At 73.2% G+C, this 11690-nt stretch carries 11 protein-coding genes; 4 read left to right on the forward strand and 7 right to left on the reverse strand.

Annotated features, from left to right (window positions below; genetic code table 11):
• The first annotated feature begins 3 nt into the window (after positions 1-3).
• Positions 4-1053 carry a 3-dehydroquinate synthase family protein gene (locus tag RWE79_RS21530; RefSeq protein ID WP_475941697.1) on the forward strand — a complete coding sequence of 350 codons (1050 nt, stop codon included), beginning with the start codon at positions 4-6 and terminating at the stop codon, positions 1051-1053.
• 213 nt (positions 1054-1266) lie between these two features.
• On the opposite strand, the gene RWE79_RS21535 is transcribed toward RWE79_RS21530, so the two are convergent.
• The 3 genes from RWE79_RS21535 to RWE79_RS21545 are packed head-to-tail and all read right to left on the reverse strand — an operon-like array spanning position 1267 to position 4238.
• Positions 1267-1944: an HAD-IA family hydrolase gene (locus RWE79_RS21535; protein WP_475941698.1), complete on the reverse strand. Its 678-nt coding sequence runs from the start codon at positions 1942-1944 to the stop codon at positions 1267-1269.
• 9 nt (positions 1945-1953) lie between these two features.
• Positions 1954-3078: a Gfo/Idh/MocA family protein gene (locus RWE79_RS21540; protein WP_475941699.1), complete on the reverse strand. Its 1125-nt coding sequence runs from the start codon at positions 3076-3078 to the stop codon at positions 1954-1956.
• Positions 3075-4238, reverse strand: a complete 1164-nt coding sequence (locus tag RWE79_RS21545; protein WP_475941700.1) for a DegT/DnrJ/EryC1/StrS family aminotransferase — start codon at positions 4236-4238, stop codon at positions 3075-3077. Before RWE79_RS21545 ends, RWE79_RS21540 begins: the two co-directional genes overlap by 4 nt.
• A gap of 227 nt (positions 4239-4465) precedes the next feature.
• Here RWE79_RS21545 and RWE79_RS21550 point away from each other — a divergent pair, with 227 nt between their 5' ends.
• Together RWE79_RS21550 and RWE79_RS21555 are read left to right on the forward strand one after the other, a co-directional pair.
• A complete protein-coding gene (locus RWE79_RS21550; protein ID WP_475941701.1) occupies positions 4466-4924 on the forward strand; it encodes a type II 3-dehydroquinate dehydratase in 459 nt (152 codons plus the stop codon).
• Positions 4921-5697 carry a thioesterase II family protein gene (locus tag RWE79_RS21555; RefSeq protein ID WP_475941702.1) on the forward strand — a complete coding sequence of 259 codons (777 nt, stop codon included), beginning with the start codon at positions 4921-4923 and terminating at the stop codon, positions 5695-5697. Before RWE79_RS21550 ends, RWE79_RS21555 begins: the two co-directional genes overlap by 4 nt.
• Here RWE79_RS21555 and RWE79_RS21560 read toward each other — a convergent pair.
• Together RWE79_RS21560 and RWE79_RS21565 are read right to left on the reverse strand one after the other, a co-directional pair.
• Positions 5654-6373, reverse strand: coding sequence for a 4'-phosphopantetheinyl transferase family protein (locus RWE79_RS21560; RefSeq protein WP_475941703.1), 720 nt, complete (start codon positions 6371-6373; stop codon positions 5654-5656). The genes RWE79_RS21555 and RWE79_RS21560 overlap by 44 nt on opposite strands.
• The gene (locus RWE79_RS21565) at positions 6370-6579 is read right to left on the reverse strand and encodes a hypothetical protein (RefSeq protein ID WP_475941704.1); all 210 of its coding nucleotides are present in this window, start codon (positions 6577-6579) and stop codon (positions 6370-6372) included. Before RWE79_RS21565 ends, RWE79_RS21560 begins: the two co-directional genes overlap by 4 nt.
• 162 nt (positions 6580-6741) lie before the next feature.
• On the opposite strand from RWE79_RS21565, the gene RWE79_RS21570 reads away from it, so the two are divergent.
• Entirely contained in the window at positions 6742-7659 is a 918-nt protein-coding gene (locus RWE79_RS21570) for an ROK family protein (RefSeq protein ID WP_475941705.1), read from the forward strand.
• A 64-nt stretch (positions 7660-7723) separates the two neighbouring features.
• On the opposite strand, the gene RWE79_RS21575 is transcribed toward RWE79_RS21570, so the two are convergent.
• Both RWE79_RS21575 and RWE79_RS21580 read right to left on the reverse strand, forming a co-directional pair.
• Complete coding sequence (locus RWE79_RS21575; protein WP_475941706.1) at positions 7724-8518, reverse strand: AfsR/SARP family transcriptional regulator; 795 nt, start codon at positions 8516-8518, stop codon at positions 7724-7726.
• A gap of 198 nt (positions 8519-8716) precedes the next feature.
• Entirely contained in the window at positions 8717-11632 is a 2916-nt protein-coding gene (locus RWE79_RS21580) for a helix-turn-helix transcriptional regulator (RefSeq protein ID WP_475941707.1), read from the reverse strand.
• Positions 11633-11690: the final 58 nt, after the last annotated feature.

The raw sequence follows: 11690 nt of genomic DNA on the forward strand, positions 1-11690 counted from the left end.
TCAGTGGCCTTGCCGTCCGCGCCGGTCACCGGCGAACTCCACCGGGTCGCCGTCGATCTCGGCGACCGCTCGTACACCGTCCACATCGGCCCGGGAGTACGGCAACTGCTGCCCGGCGTCGTCGAGGAGACGGGCGCCCGCCGGGTCGTCGTCGTCTCCGCCCGGCCCGACGACTGGGTACCCGATCCCGGCGTCCCGTTCCGGCTGGTCAGGGCCCGGGACGGGGAACCCGACAAGAATCTGGTCACCGTCGACGAACTCTGCCGCGCCTTCGCGGAGTTCGGACTCACCCGGCAGGACGCCGTCGTCAGCTGCGGCGGCGGCACCACCACCGACACGGTGGGCCTCGCGGCCGCGCTCTTCCACCGCGGGGTGCCCGTCATCCATCTGCCGACCTCCCTGCTGGCCCAGGTCGACGCGAGCATTGGCGGCAAGACCGCGGTCAACCTGCCCGCCGGCAAGAATCTCGTCGGCACCTACTGGCAGCCCGCGGCGGTGCTCTGCGACACCGACTACCTGGCCACCCTCCCGCCGCGAGAACTGGTCAACGGCTACGGGGAGCTGGCCCGCGCCGCCTTCATCGGGACCGGTGACATCCGGCATCTGCCGCTGCACGAGCAGATCGCCGCCAGCGTCAGGATGAAGGCGTCCGTGGTGATGGCCGACGAACGCGACAGCGGGCCGCGGCATCTCCTCAACTACGGCCACACCCTGGGCCACGCCCTGGAGATCGCGACCGCGTTCGAGCTGCGCCACGGTGAGGCCGTCGCGCTCGGCACGCTGTTCGCCGGCCGGCTCGCCGGGGCGCTCGGCCGGATCGGCCCCGACCGCGTCGCCGCCCACCTCGACGTCGTACAGGGCTACGGCCTGCCCACCCGGCTGCCGGCGGGCCCCTCGGACGCCGAACTCGTCGCCCTGATGCGGCGCGACAAGAAGGCCGCCACCGGCCTCGCCTTCGTCCTGGACGGCCCGCGCGGGCCGGAACTCGTACAGGACGTACCGGTGACGACCGTCCTGCGCACGCTGGAGGCGATGCCGCGCGACGCCGGCTGAGCACGGCCCGCACACCAGGGCCCGGCCGGCCCGCCCCGCTCCGGGGGTGGGCCGGCCGGGCCCTTCCGTACGTCGCTCCGTACACGGCGGAACGGAGAGGGCCCCGGGCCGCCGGTGGGGAGACCGGGGCCCGGGGCCGGTGGGGGGCGGGAAAAGTCCTGTCCCGACGGGGGTCTGGCGATTCCGACGGGGGTCCGGCGGTTCCTGCGGGGGTCAGACGGTGTGCAGCAGCGGGCACAGGAGCAGCAGCTCGCCCGGCTCGCCCAGGACCGCGTCCGGCCCGGCGGAGACCAGCTCGTCCCGGTCCACGTCGGCCCATACGGCGGCCACCGCCGTGACCCCGGCGCCGCGGGCACTGGTCAGGTCGGTGACCGCGTCGCCGATCATCAGGGCCTCCTCCGGCTCGGTGTTGAGCAGCATCAGGGCCCGCCGGACGATGTCGGGAGCCGGCTTGGGACGCTCGACCTCGTCCGAGCCGATGACATGGTCGAAGAAGTCGAGCACGCCGAGCGAGGCCAGCAGCGACCGTGCGCGCGGACCGCTCTTGCCGGTGGCCACCGCCATCCGCACCCCCCGGTCCCGCAGTTCGTGGAGCAGTTCGGGGACACCGCCGAAGAGCCGCACCTCATGGGAGAGCCGATAACTCTCCCGTACGAAGGGCTCCTCCATTTCCGGGGGCAGCCCCATGATCCGCATGATGTCGGGGAAGTACCGGCCCTGGTGGCGGTTGTACTCCTCGAAGGGCGCCGGACCGTCGCCGACGACCTCCGCGTACGCCACCGTGAAGGCCTGGCGCATCACCTCGAAGCTGTCCACCAGGACACCGTCGAGGTCGAACACCACGGCCCGGAAGGCGGGCCGGATCTGCGTGATGGGCATCGGCATCGTCATGGGGTCTCCTCACCGGAGGGTCGTGGCCCGCGCCTGGCGGGCCGAGGCGTAGATCCGCTCGATGACCGTGATGGTCCGGAGGGTCTCCCGGACGGCGCGGCCGGGGCTCGCCGGATCGGCGAGCAGCGCGGGCAGTTCGTCGAGCTGGCGCAGGTACTCGGCCCCGACCGGCTCCTCGGCGTACGGCATCTCTGTGACGGTGCCGTCCTGGGTGAGGGTGAGTTCCGAGCCCTTCACCCGGTTGGGGCTGAAGCCGAAGGTGCAGCGCAGCGAGGCGCTGCCCGCGCTGCCGTCGACCCGGATCACCGTGACGTCGTGGGGTTCGTGCGACGCCCAGCTGGCGCGCAGCGACACCGACACCCCGTTGTCCGCGACGAGGAATCCGCGGGCGGTGTCCTCCACGTCGCCGCCGCCCCCGCCCCCGCGGCCTCCGTCTGCGTCGCCGCCGGCCGGTGTGTCGCGCCAGGCGGCGCGGGCCGTGGAGCTGCGGACGAAGTCGTCGGAGACGGTGCCCAGGGCCTGCCCGAAGCCGACGTCGCCGAGCAGGGGCGCGACGGTGTCCAGCAGGTGCCAGCCCAGGTCGACCAGGGCCCCGCCGCCGGAGTACTGGCGCTGGGTGAACCAGCCGCCGGCGTCGGGGATGCCCCGGGCGCGTACCCAGGACAGCTCCACATGGCGGATGTTCCCCAGACCGGCGACCAGCCGGCGCAGGGCCAGTACGTCGGCCCGGTAGCGGGCGGCGCTGCCCGCCAGCAGTACGGACCGGCCGCCGGCCTCGGCGGCGGCGAGCTGCCGGGCCTCGCCGGAGTCCAGGCAGACCGGCTTCTCGACGAAGACCGGGATGCCGTTGCCGAGCAGCCGGCAGGCGATCGTGGCGTGCAGATGGTTGGGCACCGCCACCACCGCGAGGTCGGCGTGGTCCGGGGTGAGCTCCTCGACGCTGCTGAGGAGCTCGGTGCCGCCGAGGTCATGGACGGTGCCGGCCAGGGCGGCCGGATTCGGGTCGACGATCGCGCTGACGGCGAAGCCGGGGTGTTCGTGGAGCCGGGGCAGCCAGATGGACTTGGCCGCCCAGCCGAGCCCCACCACCGCGACCCTCAGGGGCCGCTGCCGGGTGCTCTGCGGGCTGTTCATGCCGAGGCCAGGGCGTCCGCGACGATCTCGGCGACCTGGTGCATCTGCTGCTCGGTGCCGAGCAGGGTGCGGTGGTGCAGCCAGATGGCGTCCGCGTTGATCGCCTCGGTGGTGGGGCAGCGGCGGGCGATCTCCTCCACCGTCTCGTCGGGGGCGCCGGACTCCCAGAAGCCGTCGGAGCGGTAGATGGCGCGGAAGGCGATGAAGGCGGGCAGGCCGCGGGCGATGAGCTCGTCCACCAGCTGGTTGCGGCGCTCCTCGGCCATCCCGGGGATCCGGAACATCGCCATGTAGTGCGGGTGGGAGGTGACGCGCGGGTCGTGCTCCTGCGGTACGACGCCGGGTATCGCGGCGAGCAGCGAACTCAGCAGCGGGGCGCGCTCCGCGCGGGTGGCCAGCTGCGAGGGGTAGCGGCCGAGCTGGGCGCGCAGCACCGACGCCGAGAACTCGTTCATCCGGAAGTTGGAACCGGAGGTCCGGTGGTAGTACTTGCGGTCGGTGGCGGGCCGGCCGCAGGAGTGGCGCAGGAACGCCTCCTCGTACGACTCGCGGTCCGGGAAGAGCACCAGACCGCCTTCGCCGGCCGTCATCAGCTTGCCGTTCTGGAAGCTGAACGCGGCGATCGAGCCCAGGTCGCCGTAGCTGCGGCCCTGCCACCGGGCGCCCTGTCCGTGCGCGGCGTCCTGGATCAGCGGGATGCCGTGGTCGGCGGAGATCTTGTCCAGGGCGTCCATGTCCGGGAAGTGGCCGGCCATGTGGACCGGCATGATCGCCCGGGTCCGCGAGGTGATGGCGGCCTCGACGGCGGCCGGGTCCAGGCCGTACGTCCCGGGGTGGACGTCCACCGGGACGGCGACCGCGCCGAGCCGCTGGGCGGCCTGCGAGGACGAGATGAAGGTGAACGCGGGCACGATCACCTCGGAGCCGGGGCCGACCCCGAGCACCTGGAGGGCCAGTTCCAGGGCATGGGTGCCGTTGGTGACGGCCAGCGCGTATTCGGCACCGTGGAATGCGGCGAACTCCCGCTCGAAAGAGGTGACTTCGCTGCCTCCCATCCGCCACCACTGGCCCTGCTCCAGCGCCCTGATCAAGGCGGTCCGCTCTTCGTCGCCGTACTGGGGCCACTGGGGAAGTTCGAGATGCTGCCGGTCAACGGACATTATCAACCGATCCTTTGATGAGGAGGAGGCCGGTAATTCATTCGGCCAAAGCGGCGGTATTTCCGTCCTGCGGCTATCACGCTACCCCAGGGATAACGAGACTTCCCATCCCCTGCCCACCCCCCTGTATGTCCCCAGGATTCCCGGGCGGCACCCCCTGTGAATTCCCGGAACCGGAATTCGGTGCTAGAAATTCAAACAGTCTCCTGATGCAGAGAGGTGGGATCATGAGCGCGATACTCCTGATCAACGGCCCTAATCTGGGCATCCTCGGAAGGCGTGAGCCCGAGGTCTACGGAACCGACACCCTGTACGACATCGAGCAGGCCATCGAGAAGGAGGTGGCCGAGCGCGGCTGGGACCTGGTCTCCGTCCAGCGCGACTCCGAGGGCGAACTGATCAAGTCGATCCAGGAGCACTACTACACCGTGGGCGCGATCGTGAATCCCGGCGCCCTGATGATCAACGGCTGGGGGCTGCGCGACGCTCTCGCCAACTACCCCAAGCCGTGGATCGAGGTGCACCTGTCCAATGTGTGGGCGCGTGAGCAGTTCCGGCACGAGTCGGTGATCGCCCCGCTCGCGGACGGAATCGTCGTCGGCATGGGCGCGCTGGGCTACCGGCTCGCGGCCCGGGCCCTGCTCGCCATGGCCGACCCGACGAGCCGGCAGGGGGGCCGGCGATGACCCAGCAGCTCACGCCGCAGCGCGTCACGGTGGACCGCGACGCCTGGGTCCGGCGCTACCACCCGGCGCCGGACAGCGGGGTCCGGCTGGTCACCCTGCCGCACGCCGGCGGCGCCGCCCCCTGGTTCCGGCCGCTGTCGGCGGCGCTGGCACCGGGGATCGAGGTGCTGTCGGTGCAGTACCCGGGTCGGCAGGACCGGCTGCGGGAACGGCCGGTCACCGACATCGCCACCCTGGCCGACCTGGTCACCGAGGCACTGCGGGACTGGACCGACCGGCCGCTGGCGCTGTTCGGGCACAGCATGGGCGCCACCGTCGGCTTCGAGGTGGCCCGCCGGCTGGAGCGCGACGGCCACCCGCCGGTGGCGTTCTTCGCCTCCGCCCGCCCGGCACCGGGACTGAACCCGGCCCAGCGCGTCCACTGGCTCGACGACACCGGGCTGCTGGCCGAACTGCGGGTGCTCAGCGGCACCGACCCCCGGCTCTTCGACGACGAGGAGCTGCTCCGGCTGATGCTGCCGATGATCCGCGCCGACTACCGGGCGGTCGAGACCTACCAGTGCGCCACGGACGCCGTGATCGGCTGTCCGGTCACCGTCCTGGTGGGCGACAGCGACCCCCGGGTCAGCGTGGAGTCCGCGGCCGCCTGGGACCGGCACGCCCCGGCCGGTACCGACCTGCGGGTCTTCTCCGGCGGCCACTTCTATCTCACCGACCACCAGGAGGCCGTCACCCAGCTGGTACGTGATGCCCTTGCCCGGTACGTCCGCTGAGCGGGACGACCGGCGGTGCGGCCAGCGCGACGGCCGACACCAGCAGCCCGCCCCCGGCGGCCCAGCGGCCGTCGAACCGGGTGACCGGACGCCCCCCGAGCAGCGGCCCCGGCGCCAGCAGCCGCGCACGGAACGTCCCGGCGGCCGGGTCGAAGACGACCTCGGCGGCCGGGAAGTCCAGCTCCCGGCCGCACAACGGGAACCAGACCTTGTACACCGCCTCCTTGGCGCTGAACAGCAGCCGGTCCCAGGCCACTTCGGGCCGGGCCGCCGCCAGCGCCGCCACCTGCCGCCGCTCGGCCGGCCGGGCCACGGTCCCCAGGACGCCGCGCGGCAGCGGCAGATCCGGTTCCGCGTCGATGCCGAGCCCCGCGAGGTCCTCCCGCCGGGCCAGTGCCGCCGCGTGGAAACCGGCGCAGTGCGTCATGCTCCCGACCACCCCGGCCGGCCAGCGCACCGCGCCGCGCCGGCCCGGCAGCAGCGGGGCAGGCGGCAGACCAAGCCGGGCCAGCGCCTGCCGGGCGGAGCCCCGTACGGCGGCGAACTCCCGCTGCCGCTCGGGAATCGCCTCCGCCACCACCGCCCGCTCCTCCTCGTAGGGCCACTCCGGCCGCTCCGGCGTGGCGCCGTACGACTCCACGCAGACCGCGCCCCTGGGCAGGAGTCCGGCGATCACCGCAGGACGTCCTCGTCCTCCGCGGCGGCCGGTACCAGCCGGCCCGCGCCCGCCGCCACCGCCACCGCCTCGATGGACAGGACCAGTGCGTCGCGCAGTGCGTCCAGTGGGTCCGGCGCGGGCCGTACCCCGCCACCGGTGAACACCCGCAGCGCCGACTCGCAGGCGCCTCCGGGATCCTCTGTGCGCCATCCGTCCGGGAACATTTCCACGTTCTCCTTCCTCGGGGCTTCCACATGCCTTTCCACAGAAATTAGTGCCGGGGATCTTCCGCCATCCCCCTGGGTATCCCCCTTGAACGCCCCGCGATTCCATACGGGCATTCCGGCGTCGGGGCCCGCCGGTAATCCCCGGATAGGCTGCCGTCCATGACATTTCTGGGAATGGACTTCGGCGGTACCAAAGTCGCTTTCCGGACCGAATACGGGACGGAAGGAAATCCGGCGGAGCCCGCGGACGGGCCGGACGGGCCGGACGAGTCGGTGTTCCGGTGGCCCGCGACCCGCACCGTCGGGGACGACCTCGCCGCGCTCGCCGGGCACACCAGGACCGTGCTGGCCCGGCAGTCCCGGCCGGTCGGGTCCGTCGGGGTGTCGATGCCCGCCACCCTGGGGCCGGACGGCCGGGTGCTGACCTGGCCGAGCCGTCCCTTCTGGCAAGGCGTCGACCTCATCGCCGAGTTGACGGCCCTGCTGCCGGACGCCCGGATCCGCTGCGCGGACGACGGCGATCTGGCCGCACTCGCCGAGGCGGACCGGGCAGGCTGCCGTGACGTGGTCTACCTGGGCGTCGGCACCGGTGTCGGCGGCGGGATCGTCCTGGACGGGCAGCTGGTCCCGGGGCCCGGCCGCGGCTCCTGCGAGGTCGGCCACATCGTTGTGGACCGGTCCGGCGAGCGGTGCGACTGCGGACGCCGGGGCTGCGTGCAGGCCGTGGCCTCAGGACCGGCGACGCTGCGCCGGGCCGCCGCCGGCCGGGGCGCGCCGGTGGAGTACGCCGGACTGCGGGACGCCTTCGCGGTGGGCGAGTCATGGGCCGTGGAAGCGATCGAGGAGAGCTGCGCCGCGCTGGCGGCCGCCGCCGTCAGCCTCGGTGAACTGGTGCGCCCCCAGCAGGTGGTGGTGGGCGGCGGTTTCGCCGCGGGCATCCCCGGCTTCGTGGCCTGCCTGGCGGCGCACACCGCCCGGCTGGGCCGCCCCGGTGTTCCCCCGCCGCCGGTGCGCGCGGCCCGGCTCGGCGGTCTGTCCTCCCTGCACGGCGCCGTCCTGCTGGCCCGCGGCGCCTGATCCGCCCGGCCTCGTCGGTCCCTCTGGTCACCTGGCCCCCCTGGTTCATCCGGTCCCCCTGGGATCACGCCGCCGCCCGGGCCGGTGTGCGCAGCCCGCCGGTCAGCGCCGGGTCGTGCTGGAGGATGGCCAGTTCCAGTTCCCGCAGCGTACGGCCCGGGTCGAGGCCGTAGCCGTCCACCAGGGACATCCGGGTGCGCTGGTACACCACCAGGGCCTCGCGCTGCCGGTGGCAGCGGTAGAGCGCCAGCATGAGCTGACCGCACAGCCGCTCCCGGGTGGGCTCGGCCGCCGCCACCTCCTCCAGCTGGTGGACGACCTCGAAGTGCCGGCCGAGGGTGAGCAGCGCCTCGGCGTGGTCCTCCACGGCCGACAGCCGTTCGTTGTCCAGCAGCGTCGTCTGCGGCCAGGAGATGCCGGCCTCGGCGAGATCGGTCAGGGCCGGGCCCCGCCACTGGTCCAGGGCCTCGCCGAGGGTCCGGGCCGCCTGCTCCTGGAAGCCGCTGGACAGCTCCGCCCGGCCCCGTACGGCCAGCGCCCGGAAGCGGTTGACGTCCACCGTGTCGGGATCGATGTGGAGCAGATATCCCGGCGAGGAGGTGGCCAGGTCCACCGGGTCCTCCCCGGGGCCGCTCTCCGAGAGCGTGCGGCGCAGCCGCGACACCCCGTTCTGCACCATCTTCCGGGCGGTGGGTGGGGCGTCGTATCCCCACAGGGCCCTGACCAGGGCGCTGGTGGCCACCACCTTGTTGCTGTTGAGCAGCAGATATCCCAGTACCGCGCGCTGGATCGTGCCGCCCAGCGCCACCGGGGCGTCGTTGCTGATGACTTCGACCGGACCGAGAACACCAAACTTCACCGTGACCACCGTTTTCGACAGCAGGGCAACACCTACACAGGAAGTAAACAAACCGAGCGGTCTCTTTGTCAACCGGTTTCGAGAGGGTGTTGTGTCGCCTGTTTGGTTGGATCGCGGTGCGATATTGGGCTTCACCTGCGCTTTCGGATGCGCTGTGAGGCATTGTTGACCTTGAAAAGAAACCGACCGCGCGGTTGCTTATGCGGCGCTGCCGGCCTCCGCCCCCAGCCCCGCGGGCAGATCCTTGCGCTGGCTGATGCCGAGCTTGCGGTACGTCCTGGTCAGGTGCTGCTCCACCGTGCTCGGGCTGACGTACAGCTTGGTGGCGATCTCACGGTTGGTGTAGCCGCGCACCGCCAGCGACGCCACCCGCCGCTCGGAGTCGGTGAGGACGACCCCGGCCGCGTTCTCCCTGGCCGGTGAGGCCTCGTCCAGCTCCTCCGGGGCCGACAGCAGCTCCGCGCACAGCGGCTCCGCCCCGCAGCGCCGCGCCATGTGGCGGGCCCGCCGGAACACCATCCGGGCCCGGCGGCTGTCGCCGTTCTCGTAGTGGGCGTGGCTCAGGTCGGCGAGCACCCGGGCCTGCTGGTAGTCGTCCCCGCACTCCTCGAAGAGGTCCAGCGCCTCGGACAGCAGTTGGGGCCGGCGCTTGGCCGGCCCCGAGGCCGCCATCATCCGCAGCGCCAGACCACGTCCGTACGGGCCGGCCGCCTCCGGCCGCCCCAGCTGGTCGTACGCGAGCTTCCTGGCCTGGTCGGCGTTGCCCAGCCGCAGCCACGCCTCGGCCGCCCCGGTGCGCCAGGCGGGCAGCCCAGGGACGTCCAGGCCCCACAGCCGCATCCGCTCGCCGCAGGCGAGGAAGTCGGCCAGGGCCGCGTGCCAGTGGCCGGTCGCCAGCTGGTGATGGCCGCGGGCGTACAGATACGTCAGCCCGTACCTGCTGTCGTACATCTGCTCAGGCACCGACTGGGTGAGCCGGCGGGCGACCTCCTCGAAGTCGCCGGTGCGGGTCGCGGCCAGGATCAGGACGCCGAGCGGCAGTCCCACCGCCGTGCCCCAGGACTTGGGGGGCAGCAGCACCAGCGCCATCCGGGCCTGCTCCAGCGCGGTGCCCAGCTCGCCCAGCCGCAGCGCGGCCTCCGCCCTGGCCGCCGCCAGGAACGCGCGCAGCGCGACCGGCAGCCGGTGGACGTCCCGGGCCGTCAGCCGGTCGCACCAGCCGAGGGCGTCCGTGGGCCGGCCGGCCGCCGTCAGCACGGACAGGGCGGTCAGCGCCGCCTCCTCCGACCACTCGTCGGCGTGACCGCGCAGCAGATCGGCGAGGACCCGCTCGGCACGCTCGGCGGCGGCCTGCGGCCGGCCCCGGGTGAGGGCGTCCGCGAGCACCCCGGTGGCCTGCAACAGGGGCCCGGAGCCGGCCGGTCCGCCGGGGCCGCCGAACGCGACGGCCGTCTCCGAGGCCTGCGGCCGGTTCTCCTTCGCGAGCGAGGGATACGTCCAGGCCAACCAGTGCTCGAAGTCCGGCAGTTCGGTGCTCTGCCCCGGCTGCGGCACCCGCGCCGTGGAACGCAGCCGCTGCAGGACCCGGCCCGCCTCCTCCGTACGGCCGTGCCACAGCAGCCGGCGGACCAGCGCGATCCGGTCCGACGGGCCGAGCCGGCCGGCCGCCGCGGCCGCGCCGAGCGGCCCCAGGTGCCGGGCGGCCACCGACGGGTTGCCGAGCCATTCGACATGCAGCAGCCGGGCCCTGGTCGCGGCCCGGACGGTCTCGTCCTCGCAGGAACGGTGGGCCAGTTCCAGGAAGGCCTCGGCGTTCTGCCGCCGGCCGGCCAGCAGCGCGCCCTCCGCCGCCTCGCGCAGCGCCGCCACGGCCCAGTCGCCCGGGGCCGACTGCGTCTCCACCAGATGCCCGGCGATCCGGGCCACCGGCTCACCCCGACGGTGCAGCAGCCGGGCCGCCTCCAGGTGCAGCCGCTCCCGCTCGGTCGGGGCCATCGCGCCGAGCACCGCCAGCCGCGCCACGGGGGTACGGAAACGTCCGTCGTCCAGCATCCCCGAGCCGTTCAGGGCCGCGAGCACCGCGCTCACCCCGGCCACCGGCACCCCGGCCAGCTCGCCCGTCTCGGCCGGTCCGGCGGCCTCGGGCCCCAGCACGGCCAGCGCCCGTACGACGTCGAGCACGGTGCCGCCGCCGCGCTCCAGATGGCCGGCGAACGCCTGCCCGTACCCCTGCGGCCGGATGCCGCCGGATATCCGGAAGTCCTCGACCAGCGCGCTCAGCAGCAGGGCGTTGCCCCCGGTCAGCCGGTGGAACTCCGCCGCCACCGGCTCCGCCCGCTCCGCCCCGAGCCGTTCGGCGGCCAGCTGCCCCACCCCGGCCGGGCCCAGCGGATCCACCGTCAGCCGGTCGCAGTACGGAAGTCGCTGCAACTCGGCACGGAAAAGCGGTAGTTCGGTGTCCGACCCGGTGTCGTCGGTGAACACCAGCAGCAACGGCACCGGGCCGATCCGGCGGGCCAGATGCAGCAGCAACCGCGCGGAGGGCGCGTCCGCGTGCTGGACGTCGTCCACGGCGACCAGCAGGGGGGTGTCGCCGCCCGCCGCGATCAGCACCCGGCACAACCGGTCGAAGAGCCGCACCACCTCCGGCCCTGGCAGCTCCGGTCCGCCGTCGTTCTCCACCGCGTCCGCCGCCCGGTCCAGCCACCCGGCGGCCTCGCGCCCCGACGCCCCGGGCAGCGGGTTGCCGTGGACGAGCTGGCTGACGATGCCGAGCGGCAGCCCGCGCTCGGAACGCGCCCCCACCGCCCGCAGTACGTGAAATCCGAGTTCCTCGGCACGTGTCATGGCGTAATTCAGCAGCTCCGTCTTTCCATTGGGTCCGGTGCTGCCCAGAACCACCGCTTTTCCGCGCCGCGTTGTGCATTCCGTCATCAGGCGGTCGAGTAGCCCGACGTGCTCGTGCCGTTCAACCAGTCGCACCGGTTCCCCCTCGGCTGAAAGCTCCGCATACGAATTGGCGCGAAGCGGTATCCAGGACTCGTCAGCGAGGCTAGCTCCGGCGGGTAACGCGACCGCCCATCGTCCGTCACCACCGGGGAACCGGACGGTCATCGCGGCGCCTGCCCAGGCACGATCCCGGCTTCCGCCGGCAGGCGGCCGGGCGCCGGCG

The sequence above is a fragment of the Streptomyces sp. RLA131 genome, assembly GCF_056270125.1.

Coding starts and splice junctions, on each gene's coding strand:
- RWE79_RS21565 (WP_475941704.1), bottom strand. CDS start 6,579: ATGTTCCCGGACGGATGGCGCACAGAGGATCCCGGAGGCGCCTGCGAG.
- RWE79_RS21545 (WP_475941700.1), bottom strand. CDS start 4,238: ATGTCCGTTGACCGGCAGCATCTCGAACTTCCCCAGTGGCCCCAGTAC.
- RWE79_RS21580 (WP_475941707.1), bottom strand. CDS start 11,632: ATGACCGTCCGGTTCCCCGGTGGTGACGGACGATGGGCGGTCGCGTTA.
- RWE79_RS21555 (WP_475941702.1), top strand. CDS start 4,921: ATGACCCAGCAGCTCACGCCGCAGCGCGTCACGGTGGACCGCGACGCC.
- RWE79_RS21540 (WP_475941699.1), bottom strand. CDS start 3,078: ATGAACAGCCCGCAGAGCACCCGGCAGCGGCCCCTGAGGGTCGCGGTG.
- RWE79_RS21550 (WP_475941701.1), top strand. CDS start 4,466: ATGAGCGCGATACTCCTGATCAACGGCCCTAATCTGGGCATCCTCGGA.
- RWE79_RS21535 (WP_475941698.1), bottom strand. CDS start 1,944: ATGACGATGCCGATGCCCATCACGCAGATCCGGCCCGCCTTCCGGGCC.
- RWE79_RS21570 (WP_475941705.1), top strand. CDS start 6,742: ATGACATTTCTGGGAATGGACTTCGGCGGTACCAAAGTCGCTTTCCGG.